This window comes from Segatella copri (assembly GCF_009494395.1).
Classification (GTDB): Bacteria; Bacteroidota; Bacteroidia; order Bacteroidales; family Bacteroidaceae; genus Prevotella.
Genome location: NZ_VZCB01000057.1, coordinates 14,196 through 34,344, shown reverse-complemented (window position 1 = coordinate 34,344; position 20,149 = coordinate 14,196). Strand labels below are relative to the sequence as shown.

Annotated in this window: 20 protein-coding genes; 10 read left to right on the top strand and 10 right to left on the bottom strand. The window is 46.5% G+C overall.

The annotated features are described in order from the left end of the window. Positions 1–189 precede the first annotated feature (189 nt). The 6 genes from F7D73_RS07155 to F7D73_RS07130 all read left to right on the top strand — a co-directional run bounded on the left by F7D73_RS07155 (position 190) and on the right by F7D73_RS07130 (position 4,545). Positions 190–645 carry a D-Ala-D-Ala carboxypeptidase family metallohydrolase gene (locus F7D73_RS07155; protein ID WP_228117659.1) on the top strand — a complete coding sequence of 152 codons (456 nt, stop codon included), beginning with the start codon at positions 190–192 and terminating at the stop codon, positions 643–645. 26 nt (positions 646–671) lie between these two features. Beyond that, on the top strand, positions 672–767 hold the full coding sequence (locus tag F7D73_RS07150) for a smalltalk protein (RefSeq protein WP_153123456.1): 96 nt from the start codon (positions 672–674) through the stop codon (positions 765–767). Positions 768–884: 117 nt separating this feature from the next. Further along, a complete protein-coding gene (locus tag F7D73_RS07145) occupies positions 885–1,427 on the top strand; it encodes an HU family DNA-binding protein (RefSeq protein ID WP_153123454.1) in 543 nt (180 codons plus the stop codon). Between the two features lie 255 nt (positions 1,428–1,682). Further along, positions 1,683–2,870: a PCMD domain-containing protein gene (locus F7D73_RS07140; protein ID WP_153123452.1), complete on the top strand. Its 1,188-nt coding sequence runs from the start codon at positions 1,683–1,685 to the stop codon at positions 2,868–2,870. Positions 2,871–2,878: 8 nt separating this feature from the next. Next, positions 2,879–3,670, top strand: coding sequence for a porin family protein (locus tag F7D73_RS07135; protein ID WP_153123450.1), 792 nt, complete (start codon positions 2,879–2,881; stop codon positions 3,668–3,670). Between the two features lie 119 nt (positions 3,671–3,789). Then, on the top strand, positions 3,790–4,545 hold the full coding sequence (locus F7D73_RS07130) for a hypothetical protein (protein ID WP_153123448.1): 756 nt from the start codon (positions 3,790–3,792) through the stop codon (positions 4,543–4,545). A 303-nt stretch (positions 4,546–4,848) separates the two neighbouring features. Here the strand turns inward: F7D73_RS07130 and rplT are convergent, their stop codons facing one another. The 5 genes from rplT to thrS all read right to left on the bottom strand — a co-directional run bounded on the left by rplT (position 4,849) and on the right by thrS (position 9,021). Then, complete coding sequence (gene rplT, locus F7D73_RS07125; RefSeq protein ID WP_006846863.1) at positions 4,849–5,193, bottom strand: 50S ribosomal protein L20; 345 nt, start codon at positions 5,191–5,193, stop codon at positions 4,849–4,851. Between the two features lie 39 nt (positions 5,194–5,232). Then, positions 5,233–5,430 (bottom strand): 50S ribosomal protein L35, encoded by a 198-nt coding sequence (gene rpmI, locus F7D73_RS07120; protein WP_006846865.1) that lies wholly within the window; start codon positions 5,428–5,430, stop codon positions 5,233–5,235. 80 nt (positions 5,431–5,510) lie between these two features. Beyond that, positions 5,511–6,191: a translation initiation factor IF-3 gene (gene infC, locus F7D73_RS07115; protein ID WP_153123446.1), complete on the bottom strand. Its 681-nt coding sequence runs from the start codon at positions 6,189–6,191 to the stop codon at positions 5,511–5,513. A gap of 353 nt (positions 6,192–6,544) precedes the next feature. Continuing rightward, positions 6,545–6,934 (bottom strand): GxxExxY protein, encoded by a 390-nt coding sequence (locus tag F7D73_RS07110; protein ID WP_153123445.1) that lies wholly within the window; start codon positions 6,932–6,934, stop codon positions 6,545–6,547. Positions 6,935–7,068: 134 nt separating this feature from the next. After that, positions 7,069–9,021, bottom strand: a complete 1,953-nt coding sequence (gene thrS, locus F7D73_RS07105; protein ID WP_153123443.1) for a threonine--tRNA ligase — start codon at positions 9,019–9,021, stop codon at positions 7,069–7,071. A gap of 302 nt (positions 9,022–9,323) precedes the next feature. Here thrS and F7D73_RS07100 point away from each other — a divergent pair, with 302 nt between their 5' ends. Further along, positions 9,324–10,358 carry an asparaginase gene (locus F7D73_RS07100; RefSeq protein WP_153123441.1) on the top strand — a complete coding sequence of 345 codons (1,035 nt, stop codon included), beginning with the start codon at positions 9,324–9,326 and terminating at the stop codon, positions 10,356–10,358. A gap of 712 nt (positions 10,359–11,070) precedes the next feature. Here F7D73_RS07100 and F7D73_RS07095 read toward each other — a convergent pair. Further along, complete coding sequence (locus tag F7D73_RS07095) at positions 11,071–12,654, bottom strand: DUF4301 family protein (protein ID WP_153123439.1); 1,584 nt, start codon at positions 12,652–12,654, stop codon at positions 11,071–11,073. A gap of 554 nt (positions 12,655–13,208) precedes the next feature. Between F7D73_RS07095 and F7D73_RS07090 the strand changes: the two genes are divergently transcribed. Continuing rightward, on the top strand, positions 13,209–15,428 hold the full coding sequence (locus F7D73_RS07090; protein WP_153123437.1) for a RelA/SpoT family protein: 2,220 nt from the start codon (positions 13,209–13,211) through the stop codon (positions 15,426–15,428). 219 nt (positions 15,429–15,647) lie between these two features. Here the strand turns inward: F7D73_RS07090 and F7D73_RS07085 are convergent, their stop codons facing one another. The 4 genes from F7D73_RS07085 to F7D73_RS07070 are packed head-to-tail and all read right to left on the bottom strand — an operon-like array spanning position 15,648 to position 19,164. Beyond that, positions 15,648–17,672: a tetratricopeptide repeat protein gene (locus tag F7D73_RS07085; protein ID WP_153123435.1), complete on the bottom strand. Its 2,025-nt coding sequence runs from the start codon at positions 17,670–17,672 to the stop codon at positions 15,648–15,650. Continuing rightward, a complete protein-coding gene (def, locus tag F7D73_RS07080) occupies positions 17,669–18,229 on the bottom strand; it encodes a peptide deformylase (protein WP_153123433.1) in 561 nt (186 codons plus the stop codon). Before def ends, F7D73_RS07085 begins: the two co-directional genes overlap by 4 nt. Continuing rightward, positions 18,226–18,639: a Holliday junction resolvase RuvX gene (gene ruvX, locus F7D73_RS07075; RefSeq protein WP_153123431.1), complete on the bottom strand. Its 414-nt coding sequence runs from the start codon at positions 18,637–18,639 to the stop codon at positions 18,226–18,228. Before ruvX ends, def begins: the two co-directional genes overlap by 4 nt. 48 nt (positions 18,640–18,687) lie before the next feature. After that, positions 18,688–19,164, bottom strand: a complete 477-nt coding sequence (locus F7D73_RS07070; RefSeq protein ID WP_153123429.1) for an SPOR domain-containing protein — start codon at positions 19,162–19,164, stop codon at positions 18,688–18,690. A gap of 324 nt (positions 19,165–19,488) precedes the next feature. On the opposite strand from F7D73_RS07070, the gene F7D73_RS07065 reads away from it, so the two are divergent. Both F7D73_RS07065 and F7D73_RS07060 read left to right on the top strand, forming a co-directional pair. Further along, a complete protein-coding gene (locus F7D73_RS07065) occupies positions 19,489–19,701 on the top strand; it encodes a YtxH domain-containing protein (protein ID WP_153123427.1) in 213 nt (70 codons plus the stop codon). Positions 19,702–19,730: 29 nt separating this feature from the next. Further along, entirely contained in the window at positions 19,731–20,081 is a 351-nt protein-coding gene (locus F7D73_RS07060; protein ID WP_153123425.1) for a phage holin family protein, read from the top strand. Positions 20,082–20,149 lie beyond the last annotated feature (68 nt).

The window sequence follows — 20,149 nt, the reverse complement described above, 5'->3', positions numbered from 1 at the left end:
TCATAAAGAAAAACCGTCTGTGGACATCCGATTTGCCCACAGGCGGTTTTCTTTTTCAAAACAACCCCGATGACAACCCTTGCTGCAACCCTCTACCTATTGCAAAAACCGGAAAAATGTTGTATCTTTGCATCAGAAATAAAAAGAAAGAAAAACACGAAAGTATAAACAATTTTAATTGACATAGTTATGGAATATACAGAACAGGAAAACGAGAAGATGCAGAAGATGCTACTCTCACCCCACTTCGCCCTCGGGGAATTCACCAAATCGGGCACGGCCATCAAACATGGCGTTGATAACACACCACACGACATCATCGTGGTAGTGAGACTCACCACGCTCTGCGAGAAGATTCTGGAACCTCTCAGAAACCAGTTCGGAGCTATCCGCATCACCAGCGGTTACAGGTGTCACCTGCTCAATCTGCAGGTGGGAGGAGCTATAGGAAGTCAGCACGAACTGGGAGAGGCTGCAGACATCTTCGTCACCAACAGCGAGGTGCTGCTCAAGTACATGGAATTCATCCGGAAGAACTGCGACTTCGACCAGATGATTCTCGAACCGCGCGGACAACCACAGAAACGCTGGCTGCACGTAAGCTATACCATGCGACGGACCAACCGGCATCAGACCCTGAAATAAACAAACATTTCAAATCATCTAATACTATGAAAAAAGACACCATCAAGACCATCATCAAAATCGCCGCAGCCATCCTCACTGCCATCGCAACCTCACTGGGGTTGACCAACTGCATGAGCTAAGCCGACGACAGATATGGAAAACAGTAAAACAGCCCAGGGCTGCCAAAAAGGACAAGTCCTGGGCTGAAAAAGAAAGAAAAACACATTTTTATTTTAACCTTTTAAATTTTTAATACTATGAGCGTAAAGTACAGAAAAGTAGTTAACAACCGCAAGAACTCCAAGACCGAAGGTAAGGTCTATGGACGAGCAGTAGTAGACGGTGTTATTGACACCAAGGAGATTGCTGGCAAGATCAGCAAGCGATGCACCCTGACCGAGCCAGACATCATCGCAGTAATCAATGCCCTGGAAACCGAGATCAACTACGGTCTCGCCGACGGCAAGCGAGTAGTGCTCGACGGATTCGGCTCCTTCAAGGTAGGACTCACCACTACCCCAGCCGACAGCGCCAAGAAGTTCACCAGTGCCAACATCAAGGGCATGCACGTCATCTTCCTGCCTGCCACCGAGATGGAACAGGGCAAGCGCGTGAAGAACATGCTCCGCAACGTGAAGGCTGAGGAGATGACCGAATACACGGGTCTCGACAACAGCAAGACCACCGACCCAGGCAAGACTGACCCAGGCAGCACCGATCCAGGCAAGACTGACCCAGGCAACACCGATCCGGGCAACACTGACTCTGGCAAGACTGACTCAGGAGACGTAGGATTGTAAAAAGAATTCTACACCCAGAGAAGCTTGAAGGATTCCAGCGGGAATCATCCTAAAGCCCTGAAGAGGGAAAGCATTGATTACAAGATGCTTTTCCCGCCTTCAGGGCACTTCTTTTATCCAAAAAACGAACAGAAATATTCAAATTCTCTGTTAACTAGTTAAATAAAACGAAAAATATTTGGCATTTTCAAGTTTTCATCGTATCTTTGCCAACGGATTTATATATCGATTATAGACAGTAAAAGTTCTAACAAAATGAAAGTAAAGGTTTTATCTCAATTTATAATTGCATCTCTCACTGCTGCCAGCACCCTCTCGCTGACATCTTGCTTCAAGGATGAGCCCCTCAATGCCGAATGCGACATCGAACAGGCTTATATCCATCCCGGACCACTGCTGAAACTGTGGTTTGCCAATGCGGCAGATACCCTCGTCAACGTGCAGAGCGACCAGGACAAGATAGAGTTCACCATGCGTCCGTTTGCCATCCTCAGCAGGCAGGCACCGGAGTTCCGACTCACTCTTGGAGCCACCATCCAGCCGGAAAGCGGAAGCGTACACGATTTCTCCAAAGGTCCTGTTACATACGTGGTTACATCAGAAGACAAGCAATGGACCCGCACCTATCAGGTGAGCATCAAGAAGGGACAGACCGCCATGAGCAACGAATTTGAATTCGAATTCGAAAATGCCTACCTCAACAAGGGATACTACAACTGGAAGGAAAACTGGAACGGCGAAGAACTCGACATCTGGGCAACCGGAAACCCGGGATTCAAGATAAGCAACCCTTCGGCAAAACCGGATGAATATCCTACCGTGATGACAGAAAACGGCTATCAGGGCAAGGGCGTGAAGCTTACCACCCAGCGCACCAGCAAGCTCGCTGACATGGTGAAGAAGCCTATCGCTGCCGGCAATCTCTTTATCGGACAGTTTGACGCCACCGATGCCCTGCGCGATGCGATGAAAGCTACCAAGTTCGGCCGTCCGTTCAGTTTCAGCAGCAAACCCCTCAAGCTGGAAGGCTGGTACAAGTATCAGGCTGGAGAGAAATTCACCGACAAGGAAATGAAGGAGCTGGACCGCAAGGACTACGGAACCATCTACGCCGTGCTCTACGAGAACATCGACGAGAAGGGAAACCAGGTAGTACTCTACGGAGATAACATACAGAGCAGCAAGCAGATTGTGGCTCACGCCCTGGTAGGCGAAACCCATGACGACAACGGCAAGGTGGCAATCGGAAACACGCCGGAATGGCATCACTTCAGCGTAGATTTCGACTATCAATCCTACGGCAAGACCATCGACCCCGTGAAGCTGAAGAATGGCGGCTACAGTCTTACCATCGTCTGCTCATCAAGTTCTGATGGCGCCAACTTCCTGGGAGCCGTGGGCAGCACCCTCTGGGTGGATAGTTTCAAACTGATTTGCAAATAAGAAGAAAAATGAAAAAGATAACAGTAATGGCACTCCTGCTGGCATGCGGCACCGCTTCATGGGCAGGAGACAAGAATAGCGCCTGGAACAAATATCTCCACGGCTATGAGTATCAGGCACGCGTGGCGTATAACCTGGGCGGCACTGCCCCTATCGGTATGCCTGCCACCATCCGCACGCTTCACAGCTACACCCTTCGCCCTAACTTCTGTCTGGGCGTGGATGCCTATCACCCACTCTCCGGAAACTGGGGTTTCGTGGGTGGAATCCGCTTCGAAAACAAGGGCATGAAGACCGATGCGGGTGTAAAGAATTACTACATGAAGATAGTTCGTGGCGGCGAGGAGCTGCAGGGCATCTTTACGGGCGATGTCGTGACCAAAGTGGACATGAGTCTCATCACCGTTCCGATTCAGGCAACATACGATGTATGTGACAATCTCCGCTTCAAGCTGGGTCCATACGTAAGCTATGTTACCTCGAAAAAGTTTGAGGGTTGGGCATACGATGGTTATCTCCGCCGTCAGGAGGAGGGTCATCCGAAGGGCGACCCTACGGGACAGAAGGTGATGCTGGGGCATGACGAAGGCGAGCGTGGTGATTACGATTTCAGCGATGACATGCGCAACTGGCAGGTGGGCGTAGATTTCGGAATAGACTGGCGCTTGAACAACCGTTGGGGCATCTGTGCTGATCTGAGCTGGGGCTTAAATGGTATCTTTAAGAAAGATTTCGAGACCATCGAGCAGACGATGTACCCTATCTACGGCAGCATCGGCATCACGTATCAGCTGAAGTAACAGATAATATTCTGCTGAAGCTATCTATATAATAATGTACGCGAACATTATTATATATAGCCAAAGAGAGATAAAAAGATAAAAAACAACAATTATTCATTAACAAAAAAAAGAAGACAATGAAAAAGTTTATTTATTTGATGGCCATGGTTTGCACCCTTGGCTTCTTCACTGCTTGTAGCAGCGATGATGACAACAATGAAAATGATTTCAACCGCAACGAGAAGATTGAAGGCACCTGGAAGGTACAGGATGCTGGGTTTGATGCAAATGGCAATTCTACAGGTTCAGTAGTATTAAACTGGGAAGGTTCTGATGATGCAGTTATCACTATCCCAGGCTTGCTTGATGAGCCATATCCAGTAAAGAATGCCATCTCAATGGTTCCAATGCTGCTCAACAGCCAGCTCAGAAGCGTTTTGCAGGATGTAACCTTCAATGAGAAGGGTCAGATTTCTGCTACTTACAAGGAAGAGGCTGATGACGACGACTGGAAGGTAGCTAACGACTACGCTACATACCAGGTGGTTAACGAGAATATGATTGCCTTGTTCCTGAACACAGCCAAGATTACAGAAGACATCGACGATGCTCAAGAGAAGGCTATGGTTACCAGCATGCTGGAGCAGTTTAAGACCGGTATTCCAGTACACGTATCTTATCCAGCAGCCAACAAAGTATATTTCTATGTTGACAAGGATTTCGTAGCTCCTATCATCTCTATGCTTTATGCCACGGTAAACAAGATTCCTATTATAGGCATGGACAAGGATGATTTGGCAGCATTCCTGATTTTGAAGAAAGTTGTAAACCAGCTTCCTGCCATCATGGAAAAGACCACCAAGTTCGAGGCAGGTCTTGAATTGATCAAGTAAAGTAGAAAGCTTATAATGCACTAATCCCCAGCTATCTTTTTGATGGATAGCTGGGGATTTTTATTCGTGCATAATCAACGCCCCCCACACGCCCCGAAAGGGCGTGTGAAGCCACCTTTGCCATCTTCTGGAACAGCTGTTTTCAGGGCGTGAGAAGACTTTTCGTCCAATTTCACGGGCACAAAAAAAAGATTGCATCAGCGGAAATACTTCCAACCAATGCAATCTTCAGTTTTCTTTAATCTAGAGGCTAAACACTCTCCCTACGGGGAAAACCCGGAAGAAAAGAGCCTAGCGTCGGATTTACTTCACCTTTGCAACGATAGCCTTGAAAGCCTCAGGGTTGTTAACAGCGAGGTCAGCGAGAACCTTGCGGTTGATCTCGATACCTGCCTTGTGAAGAGCACCCATCAACTGGCTGTAGCTCATACCATCGAGGCGAGCAGCAGCGTTGATACGCTGGATCCACAATGCGCGGAATGTGCGCTTCTTGTTACGACGATCGCGATAAGCGTAGGTAAGACCCTTCTCCCAAGTGTTCTTAGCTACTGTCCATACATTCTTGCGAGCTCCATAGTAACCCTTAGTGAGCTTCAAGATTCTTGTTCTTTTTGCTTTTGATGCAACGTGATTTACTGATCTTGGCATAATTTTTTTTCTTTAAAAGTTCGACTAAAAAGTTAATAATTAACGGAGGCAGAGCAAGTCGCGAACCTGCTTCAAGTTTGAACGGTCTACGAGAGTCTCACCAAGGAGATTTCTCTTCTGCTTCTTTGTCTTCTTAGTCAAGATGTGACTGTGAAAAGCGTGATGACGCTTAATCTTACCTGTACCGGTGAAACGGAATCTCTTCTTTGCGCCGGAATTAGTCTTTACTTTTGGCATTTTTACTTTTAATTTAAATTGTTATTTATTATAGCGATGGCAACGCATATACCAGGGCGTTACGCATCTTTTTTTTCTAATTATTCAGCCTCTTCTGCGAGCTTCTTGAGGGCTTCACCGCCCTTGGCATTGAGCAAGCCATTCTTCTCGGCATTAGCCTCACGCTCTGCATCAGCAGCAGCCTTAGCTTCAGCCTCTCGCTTCTCACGGTCCAACTTCTGCTGGCTCTTCTTGGCAGTACCAGCCTTCTTAGGACTCATGTAGAGGAACATCTTCTTACCCTCGAGCTTAGGCATCTGCTCTACCTTACCGTATTCCTCCAAATCACTGGCGAAACGGAGGAGGAGAACCTCACCCTGCTCCTTGAAGAGAATAGAACGACCACGGAAGAACACGTAGGCACGAACTTTGTTGCCCTCGCTGAGGAACTCGATAGCGTGCTTGAGCTTGAACTGATAGTCGTGCTCATCGGTCTGAGGTCCGAATCGGATTTCCTTGGTCTCCACCTTCACCTGCTTTTGCTTCATTTCCTTAGCATGCTTCTTCTGCTGGTAAAGGAACTTTGAATAGTCAACAATACGGCAAACTGGTGGCTGTGCATTAGGAGAGATTTCAACAAGATCAAGATCCTGCTGCTGTGCTAACTCTAACGCTTTACGTGTTGGCATCACTTCCGCTCCGCCATCACTTACTATTCTCACTTCACGTACGCGTATCTGTTCGTTTACGCGGTACTGATTTTTCATTTTGTCATTTTTCATTAACTATTCGATATATTCTTTTTTGTCTTTTTGATTAAACGGCTGCAAAGTTACGATTTTTTCATGAAACCACCAAGGATTTCACGCAGATTTTTCAGTTTTAACCTCATATTTTATTAAAAATCACGCAGTTTTCGTCTTTTGTCCCACAGATTTCACAGATTAACACAGATTTCACTGATTCAATATTTTCTTAAGTCCCACAGATTTCACAGATTTACACAGATTTAATTCTTTGCTTCAATAATCTGTGTTAATCTGTGAAATCTGTGGGACTAAAAGAAAACAATCTGTGGGACTAAAAGAAAACAATCTGCGGGACTAAAAGAAACAATCTGCGGGACTAAAGAAGATCAATCAACGGAAGTATATCCATTGACTTTACGGAAGATAGAACTTCGTATATCGGTGGTGGTAAAATTGACCAATATTCCAAGATGCTTCTTCGCCACACGCAAATACGTAAGCAATTGCTTATGAAAGACATCTTTCATTTCTGCCACAGACTTCAGTTCGATTATGACTTTATCTTCAACAAGAATATCCAGACGGAAATCAACAGGCAAAACCTTACCGTCATACATGACATCCAACTTAACCTGACTCTCAACCCTAAGTCCATCTTTACGCAACTGATAGCACAGAGCTGCTTCATAAACCGACTCAAGCAAACCTGGTCCCAATTCATTATAAACCTTATAAATGGCTCCAATGACCTTATAAGATATCTCATTTTCTGTCATAACCAAACGATTTTAAAATCCTCCATAAAAAAATCTCCCACAGACGTCACAATCTTTACAGATATTCTGCAGAACAAAAAATCTGTGTAAATCTGTGAAATCTGTGGGAGATTCGAATATATCAATCTGTGGGATTACTCCTCAGCTGCCTTCAGCTGCTCTGCAACCTCGGCGTTGATGCGCTGAGCAAACTCTTCCATGCTCATGGTAGCCTGCTCGCCACCACCCTGCTTACGCATAGAAACGAGGCCCTCGGCACTCTCCTTCTCACCTACGATGACCATGTAAGGTACTCGCTTCAACTCGTTGTCACGAATCTTGCGGCCAATCTTCTCGTTACGATCATCAACCAAAGCACGAACACCCTGCTTGTCAAGATACTGACGTACCTTCTGAGCATAGTCGTTGAACTTCTCTGAGATAGGGAGAATAGCAACCTGGTCTGGAGTCAACCACAATGGGAAGTGACCGGCTGTGTGCTCGATGAGAACGGCTGTGAAACGCTCCAATGAACCGAATGGTGCACGGTGAATCATCACAGGAGTCTTCTTTGAGTTATCCTCGGCTGTATATTCCAGCTTGAAGCGCTCAGGCAAGTTGTAATCCACCTGGATAGTACCCAACTGCCAGCGACGGCCGATGGCATCCTTTACCATGAAGTCGAGCTTAGGACCATAGAAGGCAGCCTCACCAACCTCCTCACGAGTCTCAAGGCCCTTCTCCTTACAAGCCTCGCGGATAGCGTTCTCGCTCTCTGCCCAAATCTCCTCAGAACCGATGTACTTCTCGGTATCCTTAGGATCATGGAGAGAAATCTGTGCCTCGTAGTTCTCGAAACCGAAGATCTTGAATACCTTCAGAATCACGTCGATTACATTCTCGAACTCAGACTTCACCTGATCTGAACGAACGAAGATGTGAGCATCATCCTGAGTAAATGTACGAACACGAGTCAAACCATGGAGCTCACCGCTCTTCTCATAACGGAATACAGTACCGAACTCTGCAATACGCAAAGGAAGATCCTTGTAAGAACGAGGCTTACGAGCGTAGATCTCGCAGTGGTGAGGACAGTTCATTGGCTTGAGCATATACTCCTCATCCTCCTCAGGTGTCTGGATAGGCTGGAATGCATCCTTGCCATAGTGAGCATAGTGACCAGATGTTACATAGAGACTCTTACCACCGATACCTGGACAGATAACCTCCTGATAGTTATAAGGCTTCAGGAGCGAACGAAGCAACTCCTGCAAGCGGAGACGGAGCTGTGTACCCTTTGGCAACCAGATAGGAAGACCCTTACCTACACGCTCTGAGAACATGAAGAGTTCCATCTCCTTACCAATCTTACGGTGGTCGCGCTTCTTAGCCTCTTCGAGAACAACGAGATACTCATCGAGCATCTTCTTCTTAGGGAAACTGATACCGTAGATACGGGTCATCTGCTCGCGCTTGGCATCACCGCGCCAGAATGCACCAGCCACACTTGTAATCTTCACTGCCTTGATAAGGCCAGTGTTCATCAAGTGAGGACCACGGCAAAGGTCGGTGAAATTGCCCTGGGTATATGTGGTGATGGTACCATCCTCCAAGTCCTGCTCAATGTGCTCGCATTTGTAGGTCTGACCATCAGCCTTGAACTCAGCGAGTGCATCAGCCTTAGCCACCTCCTTGCGAACCACAGGCTCGTTCTTCTTGGCAAGTTCCATCATCTTAGCCTCAATCTTGGCGAAATCATTCTCTGAGATCACCTGACCCTCGGCTGGCATCACATCGTAGAAGAAACCACTCTCTACGGCTGGACCGAAACCGAACTGAATGCCTGGATAAAGCTCCTGGAGAGCCTCAGCCAACAAGTGTGCAGATGTATGCCAGAATGTGTGCTTACCCTGCTCATCCTCAAACTTGTAGAGTTCTACATTAGCATCCTCATTGATAGGACGGTTCAACTCTACTGTCTCACCATTTACACCGCAAGATACAACGTTGCGAGCGAGAGCCGGTGAGATACTCTCGGCGATTTGTAAGCCAGTTACGCCCTGTTCATACTCACGAACAGATCCGTCTGGGAATGTGATTTTTACCATAACAACTTAGTATTTTTATTAAATCGCTTGCAAAAGTACTATTTCTTTTTGTAACGAGCGAATATTTTCGTATAAAAAATGTATTTTATTTCAAAAGATGCAGGATTATCGGCATTTTCCCCTTATACCTTATATTATATATAGGCATTTACATATCCTCCGCCAACAGTCTGGTTTCCTTACGAATCATAACATAATGTAAAAATGGTAGATATTTTCCGGGCATTTCCTTTGATATATCGAAAGTTTTCACTATATTTGCAACCGATTTAGTGACAAAATGTAAATATCAATTAAGAAAAATGGCAACACCAAAGATCCTCATTATCTATACAGGAGGTACCATCGGCATGGGAAAAGACCCTGTAACAGGCGTTCTGGAGCCACTCGACTTCAACCACCTCGTTTCATCCATGCCCGAATTCCAACTCATCCAGGCTGAAATCGACGTCAGGAAATTCGAACCGCCTATCGACTCCAGCGACATGGATCCGATGAGATGGGCGGAAATCGTAAGCATCATATCCAACAGCTATAACGACTACGACGGATTCGTCATCCTCCACGGTACCGATACCATGGCGTATACCTCTTCAGCGCTCAGTTTCATGCTCGAGAATCTTACCAAACCGGTGATTCTGACCGGTAGCCAGTTGCCTATCGGTGAACTGCGCACAGACGGCAAGGAGAACCTGATGACTGCCATCGAGATAGCATCGGCAAAGGACGAGAACGGCCATCCGATGGTGCCTGAGGTATGTATCTTCTTCAACGGAAAGCTGCTGCGCGGCAACCGTGCCATCAAGATCAATGCCGAGGGTTTCCACGCCTTCGAATCGTTCAACTACCCTCACCTCTGCGATGTGGGCATCAACTTCCAGTATCATCAGCACCACATTCTGACTCCAGACTACAGCAAGCCGATGGTTCCCCATCTGAAGCTAGACCCGAACGTGATAGTCTTCAGTCTCTTCCCAGGCATCCAGGACAATATCGTGCGCCACGTGATGGAATCGCCAGACCTCAGAGGTATCGTGATGCGTACCTTCGGTTCGGGCAATGCTCCTCATGCCCCTTGGATCATGCGACTGCTGGACGAGGCAGCCCACAGAGGCGTGAACATCGTGAACATCAGCCAGTGCCTGACGGGTAGCGTGGAGATGGAACGATACGGTGCCGGATTTCAGCTGAAGACAGCCCACGTGATCAGCGGCCACGACTCAACCGTAGAGGCGATGGTTACGAAACTGATGTATCTGCAGGGCAGATACGAGGACAACCTGAAGGTAAGGGAGATGCTGCAGAAGTCGCTTGCCGGCGAAATCACGCTGCTATAAGACAGCTAAGATGCTGTTGTCTAGATATATGCAGAAAATATGCAGAATAGGCTTAAAAAAGATTAAATTAGAGCAAATTAGTCAACACATCCTTGCTTTGCATTGATATTTTATATACCTTTGCAGTGTGAAAAGATGAAAGTCTAAGTGACCTATATTGAAAAAGTAGCGAAATGTTATACGCATTGAGCTAAATAGATAAAATAATTTAATCAACAAAACCTATTCATTATGCAGATCAACAAAGTGAAAAAGTATGGTGAGTTTGTAGAGATTACAGCTCCAGTAGAAAGAACAACTTCAGAAGAGTATCCAACTATCTTAGGTGGCGAAATTTGGTATAACTAGTATTCTTTCCCAAAGAATGAAAAGAAAGCTCGAAGGTTTTATTAAAGTCTATCCCTTGCAGAACTCGTTCTCTCGCAGATAGATGACAATACCTCTGAGATTTCTAGACAATTTAAACTCAAAAAAGATGAAGGCTCAATCCCAGTCAATTCGGGGTTGAGCCTTTATTTTCCCACAGAGATAATATTTTAAAGGCCCACAGATTGAATATTTTAGTCCCACAGGTAAAATATAAAGTCCCACAGATTTCACAGATTTACACAGATTTAATTTCTGCAGTTCGAGAAAAAATCTGTGTAAATCTGTGAAATCTGTGGGACTAAAAATATTCAATCCGTGGGAATAAAAAATTTCAATCCATGGGTTAATGCTTGCCGCAGCAGCCACCCTCACCGTGCTTGTGATGATGTTCGTGCTTGATGCCACCCTCTACAGCCTGATGCTGGTCGCGGAGCAGATCGTTGACGGTCTTCACTGGGTTGAATGTGCCCAGAGGAACCTCTACGAATACAGTATTCCAGTCGCTCATAGCACCATTCCAGAGACCAGGCAACTCCAAAGCCTTCAGGTCCTTACCATTCTTGCTCTTGCTGGAGATGAAACCGGTAGATGGATCTACGAACTTAGGAAGATCGAAGGCATTGCCCTGGTAATCCTTGGTAGCGCAGACGAGATCTACCGGGTTGAAATGTGTACCCTCGGTAAACATCTTCATATACTCCTCGTTGTTCTTGTCGATCTGTGAGCTCTCCAGAATCTGAAGACTTACAGTACCATCCTGGTTGTAGGTAAGGAATGGACCACCACCAGGCTCGCCTACGTTCTTAACAACACCACAGACACGCATAGGACGGTTCAACTTCTTGCGCAGATAGATAACCAGCTCAGCATCCTCCAACTCCTTGATATCAGACTTACGGCAGCAGAGATCACGCTGAACGAAGCGGATGATCTCCTCCAGCTTCTCGTGGTTGTAATGACCGGAATCCAATACCTTCAGATAATTGAAAGCCTGCTTCTGGAGAGTAACCAATACACCAGCAATCACCTGCTTCCAGGTAACAGTCTCACCCTTCAGACGATCAGGAACCACGTTGTCAATATTCTTGATGAATACTACATCAGCATCAATCTCATTGAGGTTCTCGATGAGCGCACCATGACCGCCCGGACGGAACAGCAATGATCCATCCTCGTTGCGGAATGGAGTATTATCAGGATTAGCAGCGATGGTATCGGTGCTAGGCTTCTGCTCTGAGAATGAGATATTATACTTGATGCCGTAGCGCTGTGCATACTTTTCAGCCTTCTCAGCTACCATCTGCTTGAAGAGTTCCAGGTGGTCGTGAGAAACAGTGAAATGAACGTTTGCCTCTCCGTTGCTGCTTGCATAGAGTGCAGCCTCAACCAGGTGCTCCTCCATCGGAGTGCGAACCTCGTCCTCATACTCGTGGAACTGAAGCAATCCCTTAGGCAACTGTCCGTAGTTCAATCCCTCTGGCTTGAGGAGATTAGCCACGATAGCCTTGTAATCGCCCTTCTTGATGAGGCACATGATGCCCTTCTCGTTGTTGACGTGGCACTTGTCGCAGAGCGCCTTGCGGAAAGCAAACTTCTTGATATTCTCGAAGAATTGTTTTTCAAAGTCAGTAGTAGGAACATCGTATGGAGCATCAAGGAAAGCGAACATGTTCTTGAACATACGACTAGCAGCACCTGATGCAGGCACGAACTTCACAATCTTGTGACCCTCAGCCTTATAGTCGTTCCAAGCCTTCTCGAAGTTTTCCACTTCCTGGGCTGTAGGAGCCATGATTCCCTTACCGATGGCAGCCGCACCCTCGAGCTTGAGGAATGGGAAGCCATTCTTGATTTGTTCCAACTGGTGTTCAATCTGCTGCTCGGAGATGCCGCGAGCAGCGATTTGGTTTAGATCTTGCTGATTCATAATACCATATTTATGTTAAATTTACACTATATGTGCTACAAAGATAATAGTTTTTTCTGATAATCAGAAATATTTCCACATTTTTTTGTACCTTTGCAATGAAAATTTAACGAAGTACGCGGTTTTTAACGCCGAAACGCCATTGTTTGTCAAATTTAAAATGGAATATTGCAACATGGTTAGTAAATTATCAAAAGAGCACGACCGAAGAACGTTGCTATCAACGTATCTGTACGGAGTATCAAACCTTCTCCTAAGCGGGACAGGAATTGGCGGTTTTTCGCCATTAATAACAGGCAACAGCATTGGACTTTTCAATTGCCTATTCCTAGTATTAGGCATTGTATCGGCATTCATCTTTGCCTATAGTGCGAATAGAGTAATGAAGTATAACGATTCAAATATTAAATGATATGGAACTAATGACATTATTCATGTTTATCATGACAGTTATAGGTGCCAGCTTCGCCATCTGGCTTAACACAAAATCAGGCCAGAAATGGATAGACGAGTTATAACAACTCAATAAATATAATCAACGGGAGGGAACGACTATGAACGAAACAACTTTTAAATTCACATCCGAAGAAAAAGAACAGACACTCCAGATACTGGAGCGCCTGAGAACCGCCGTAGGCGATACATTCAAGCCGGGCGATGAGCAGCATCTGCGTGAAGACATACAGCATGCCTTCATCAACCACCAGATCAAGCGCAACGTCTTCGGCATGAACCCTATACTCGCTGCCCTGCAGACAGCAGAAATCGCAGTGAACGAAATAGGTCTGAAGCGAGACGGCGTCATCGCTATCCTGATGCAGACCAGCGTCATCGACGGCTATCAGACCATCGAAGACATCCAGAAGAAATACGGCGACAGCGTGGCGCATATCATCAGCGGACTGCTCCGCATCCACGACCTCTACAAGCGCAACCCGATCATCGAGAGCGAGAACTTCCGCAACCTGCTCATCTCCTTCTCAGAAGATATGCGCGTAATCCTCATCATGATTGCCGACCGCGTGAACGTGATGCGACAGATCCGTGATACCGAACAGAAGGAGGCAAAGCACGAGGTGAGCGAGGAAGCCAGCTACCTCTATGCCCCACTCGCCCACAAGCTGGGTCTCTACAAGCTGAAGAGCGAGCTGGAAGACCTGAGTCTGAAGTATCTCGAGCACGATGCCTACTATATGATAAAGGACAAGTTGAACGCTACCAAGGCTTCGCGCGATGCCTATATCGCCCGCTTCATCCAGCCTATCAAGGAGAAACTCGATGCTGCCGGACTGAAATATCACATGAAGGGAAGAACCAAGAGTATCCACTCCATCTGGCAGAAGATGAAGAAGCAGAAGTGCGCCTTCGAGGGTGTATATGACCTCTTTGCCATCCGCATCATCATCGATGCGCCTAGAGAGAAGGAATACATGCAGTGCTGGCAGACATTCGCCCTGATCACAGATATGTATCAGCCGAACCCGAAGCGTATGCGCGACTGGCTCAGCGTGCCTAAGAGCAACGGATATGAGAGTCTGCACACCACCGTACTGGGACCGGAGAAGAAATGGGTAGAAGTCCAGATAAGAACCGAAAGAATGGACGATATCGCCGAGCACGGACTGGCTGCACACTGGCGCTACAAGGGCATCAAGCAGGGAGAAGGCGGCATAGACGAATGGTTAGCCAACATCCGTGCCGCACTGGAAAGCAACGACGACCTGCAGCTGATGGACCAGTTTACCACCGACCTGAAGGAAGACGAGGTATACGTATTCACCCCTAAGGGCGACCTGCTGAACTTCCCTAAGGGTGCCACGGTACTCGACTTTGCCTACTACATCCACTCTCGCATCGGCAACACCTGCGTGGGCGGAAAGATCAACGGCAGGGCGGTAACCTTCCGACAGGAACTGCACTCGGGCGACCAGGTGGAAATCCTGACCCAGAGCAACCAGAAACCACGCAGGGAATGGCTCAACATCGTGCAGACTTCCAAGGCAAAAGCAAAGATCCGACTCGCCCTAAAGGAAACCCAGAAGAAGGACGGACTCTATGCCAAGGAACTCCTGGAGAGAAGATTCAAGAACCGCAAGATGGAGATTGACGAGAGCACCATGGCACGCATCATCAAGAAGATGGGATACAAGGAGAACTCCGATTTCTACAAGGATGTAGCGGAAGAGAAACTCGACGTAAACACCGTCATCGACAAATATGTAGAGGAACGCGATCACGACCTGAACCCTACCAATGTCACCAAACCAGCCGAAAGTGCAGAGAACTTCGCCTTCGAGAATCCAACCGAGGAACTCCTGAAGCAGAGCGATGACGTGCTGGTTATCGACGAGCATCTGAAGGGTATCGATTTTGAGCTGGCTCACTGCTGCCATCCTATCTACGGAGATCCAATCTTCGGCTTCGTCACCATCAGCAAGGGTATCAAGGTTCACCGCATAGACTGCCCTAACGCCAAGGAACTCCGTCGCCGCTTCGGCTATCGCATCGTCAAGGCAAAATGGAGCGGCAAGGGAACATCAAAGTATGCCATCACCCTGAGAATCATCGGAAACGACGATATCGGTATCGTGAGCAACATTACGAATATCATCTCCAAAGAGGATAAACTCGTGATGAGAGGCATCAACATCTCATCCAAGGACGGCCTGTTCTCGGGCAACGTGACGGTGATGATAGATGATGCAACCAAGACGGATGCACTCATCAAGAAGCTGGCTGCCGTAAAAGGCGTAAAGCAGGTAATGAGAATATAATCCCGCAGATGGATAGCTTAGTCCTGCAGATGGACATATTTTCAAGTCCCGCAGATTTCACAGATTTACACAGATATCAGGAATCAAGAGATATTTATCTATTAAAGAAAAGGTTCAATTCCATTGGTTTGGAATTGAACCTTTTCTTTATAATAGACAGACACAGAAAAAAATCTGTTGAAATCTGTGGGACTTGAAAATATCCCATCTGCGCGATTGTTATTTTGCCTTATTGATTCGCTTAATCACAGAATAAGCATCATACAAGCCCAGCTCTCCAGCCTTCGACAAGTCCTGGATACCAGCCTGCTTGTTTCCACTTTTGATACGAGCCAGACCACGGTTGTAATATGCCTCAGCCAGACGCGAATCTATCCTGATGGCAATGCTGTAATCATCGATGGCCTTAGACAACTCGTTTCTGCCAGCATGCACATTACCCCTATTATAATAGATGTAGGCATTATTGCTGTTCAGACGGATAGCATCGCTGAAATCAGCCTCGGCAGAATGGATATTCGTAATACCCTTGCCCTCAGCACGGTTAAACTCATCCATCTCAGCCTGACAGACAGCACGTTGCCAGTAAGCCAACGAACTCTTTTCATCCAGAGAGAGATAATAGGTGAAATCGCTGATGGCTGCCTCGAAATCACGGAGAACACTGTGAGCGATGGCCCTGCGCATCAGCAGACTCTTCTTCTGCTCGATATCCTTAGCCACACTCAGCTCAGCCGACAGCTTATCAATCAAAGAGAAGATCATCAACGAGCTGTTCTCATCCAGCTGCTCCTTGGTACATACGATATAAACCTTATTGGTAGAAGCCTTAGACTGAGCAGCATTCTGCTTGCCGGAAGCACCGCCACTCTGCTTAGCCTGAGCCAGGTGCATATTGAGCTGTTCCACTTCCTTGTCAAACGCCTGAACACCGTTCAGATTCTGCACATTAGGGAAGTAAGAGAGCTGATACATAGGCAGATAGGAAGTCTCCACCTGACGGTTCTGGATGCATCCACGATACTCGCTCTTGTAATTGTGCTCATACTTAGGTTCATCCTCAACAACGATAGAAGCAAACTTATCCGGATCTACCTCAGAACGCTTGCGCACCTCCTTCCTGGTCTTCGCGCTCCATCTAGGCTGAATACCCAGATGCTTGTTCATCTGCGCCTTGAAAATACGGAATTCATCCATCTCGGCCTTTGCTGTCATACCCAACCTTCGGTAACAGCTGGCACGATAGGAAAGACCCGTCCAGAAGTTAGGAAACTGGTCGATGACCGTAGAATAATCACGGATAGCCGCCTTCAGATTACCCGTCTTGTCATGCAGAAGCGCACGGTTGAAAATAGCCATGAAGTTCTTTGGTTCCATCTTGATGACAAAGTCGAAGTCGAGGATGGCACGGTTGTCATCACCCAACTGCACACGCATCAGACCTCGGTTGTAATGAGCCAGGAAGTTGTTAGGATCCAAATCGAGCGCATTATCGTAATCGCTCATAGCTCCACGTAAATTGTTGATGTTGATACGAGCCAGGGCACGGTTGATATAACTGTTCACATTGTTAGGCTTGAAATGCAGCGACTTGGTCAAAGCCTCATCCGCGACCTTCCACTCCTTTCTAGCAAGCGCCATATAGGCACGTGTGGTCCAGGCATCACCGTCATAAGGATTGATTTCCAGGCTCTTGTCTATCCATCTCTCTGCCTGTAGGGTATCCTTCTGCTTCAGATACACCTCAGCCTTGAGGGTATAGGCATTCGCAAAATCCTTCCATTTGGCAATCACCGAATCCAATTCCGACTGCGCCACATCATAATTCTTGCTCTCCATCTGGCAGAGCGCCCTGTTGAACCAATAATTACGGTTACGAGGTTCTATGCGGATGGCAGAATTGTAATCACTGATGGCATCCTGGAAACGGTTCTGACGGATACGGCAGATGGCACGCAAGTCGTAGATATCGTTGATGTAAGGATTCAGATTCAATGCCTCAGAAGCATCACTCTCAGCACCTACATAATCATCGAGATTAAACTTGGCCACACTGCGGTAATACCAAGGCTCATAGAGATAAGGCTTGGCACCGATAGCAAGGTTAAAATACTTAATGGAAAGAACGAAGTCCTCATAATAGAGAGCACTTCTGCCCGCCGTAATCAGGCGGTCAACTCTATATTGCGCTGATGCCGACAAAGCCGTCAGCACCAGCACAAAAGTGAAAATAAACTTTTTCATCGACGAATCTTAGTACGATAGCTGCAGCGGAACTTGCCCTTGATGATATTCTTGAGCTTGCCAGCTATCATGTTCTTACGAAGAGGAGAAACACGATCCACGAACATGGTGCCCTCCAGATGGTCGAACTCATGCTGCATCACGCGAGCCAGATATCCCTCAACCCACTCATCGTGCTCCTGGAAATTCTCATCCTGATACTTCACGTGGATGCGGGTAGGACGAACCACCTTCTCATTGATGCCAGGAATGGAAAGACATCCTTCATCAGAAGAATCCTTCTCAGCCTCCTCATCATACTCCAGGATATGAGGATTAATAAAAACATGACGGAATCCCTTATATTCAGGAAGATCTTCGCTCAATACATCGAGGTCGATGACCACCAGACGGATAGCCAGACCAATCTGAGGTGCAGCCAGTCCGATACCATTGCTGGAATCAAGCGTCTCATACATATTGTTAATCAGTTCCTTCAATTCAGGATAATCGGGAGTAATATCTTCAGCCACTTTTCTCAAAACGGGCTGACCATATATATAAATAGGTAAAATCATCTTCTTGACTCTAAATAATCTTGTAAAATAATGGTGGCGCTGATCTCGTCCACCAATCCTTTGTTTTCTCTTCTAGTTTTCTTCTTCACCCCACCCTCTATCATGGCACGATGAGCCAGTACCGATGTAAAACGCTCATCATAATATTCGATAGGAACCTCAGGATGAGCCTTGCGCCAGCGATTGAAGAAGTTCTCCACTCGCGCCAGGTTCTCGCTAGGCTGCCCGTTGGGCTGGGTTGGCTTTCCGATGATAATACGCTCCACCTGCTCCTTTTGGATATACTGTTCCACAAAGGCGAAGAGTTCGGGTGTAGCAACAGTGACCAACCCATTGGCAATAATCTGCAATGGGTCGGTCACAGCGATACCGGTACGTTTCTTACCGTAGTCTATAGATAAAATTCGCATGAATCTACGAAAAATCCTAGTCTTTATCTTTAATATCAGAAGCTGGGATTACTTCTTGAGAAGCAACCAAGCATCAGGATACTTGCCAGCACGGAGCTGATTACGGCTCTTTACAGCACCAGACTTATCTGCGAATGTAGAAGCTACAACACGATACATGTTACGTGCGCTGTTGAATACAATCTGAGCCTCATAACCTGCGCTCTTCAATGTATTAGCCAAACCCTCTGCGTTAGCCTTGAGAGAGAAAGAGCCTACTACTACGCTGTAGTTAGAGAGACCTGAACCCATAATGAGGTCAACATTCTCCTGACGAACAGTAGCGTTATCAACCTCTGTATTTGTTGACTCAGAAGGAGTAGTTGTCTCCAAAGGAGTAACAACTGGTTCCTGAGCAACTGGAGCCTGCTCCTGCTGCTGAGCCTTCTCGAAAGCCTTCTTATAGGCACTTTCCTTAGAAGTACCACAACTAGCCAATGCCAAAACTGCGCACATACCTGCGCACAAAACTGATAATTTCTTCATAATTTTGAAAATGTTTTTATTGATAAATTCTTAATTAATTGCTTATTCTTATGACGCAATACGCCCCATCTTGTAATCGATTCCAACGAAATTGCACTGCGAAAATACAAAATATTTGGCAAATATGAGCATGGAAACCGCATAAAGTTTGTTAATACAGCATATTTAAATAAAAATTAAGACAAATTCACGCGGTTTTTGGAGAAAAATTAGTATATTTGCATTTGTAAAGCAGCAAAAGAGAATGGAAAGTTCACTTTCCTATCCATCATTTGCTTCAACTTTATAGGTATAAAATCGTATAACGTTTAAAACTTAAGAATTATGAAGGCATTAGGTTACATTGGTGCATTCCTCGGCGGTGCAATCGCCGGTACAGCACTCGGTTTGATTTTTGCTCCAGAAAAGGGAGAAGATACACGCAGCAAGATTGCTGGCGCAGTAGATGATTTTTGCAAGAAGCACGACATCAAGTTGAGCCGCAAAGACGTAGACGACCTGGTAGACGATATCAAGGAAGCTGCTCCTGAGGTATAATTAAAGAGGTATAAAATAAATATCTCAAGATGTTCTCTAACGATAAAAACGTAGAAACCATCGGGCAGCTCGTAGAGGTGCTCAAACATTACATCGGGCTTCAGTCAGAGTACATGAAGCTCGATGTTGTGGATAAAGTGGTAAGGCTGCTCACTGCCATCACCATGACAGTGGTGCTCCTGGGGCTCTTCCTCATCGCCATCATCTACCTTTCCTTTGCTGCGGCTTACGGATTGGCAGGCCTGATAGGAAGCACAGCCCTAGCCTTCTGCGTAGTGGCGGGTGTATACCTATTTATATTAATACTATTCATCATCTTCCGCCACCAATGGATAGAGAGACCGCTCGTCAAGTTTCTTGCCAGCATTCTGATGCAATAACTTTTTTCATTCACCTGAAAGAGCTCAGCCCTCAAGGCGAAATTTTTTCATTCATTCCAAATATTCAA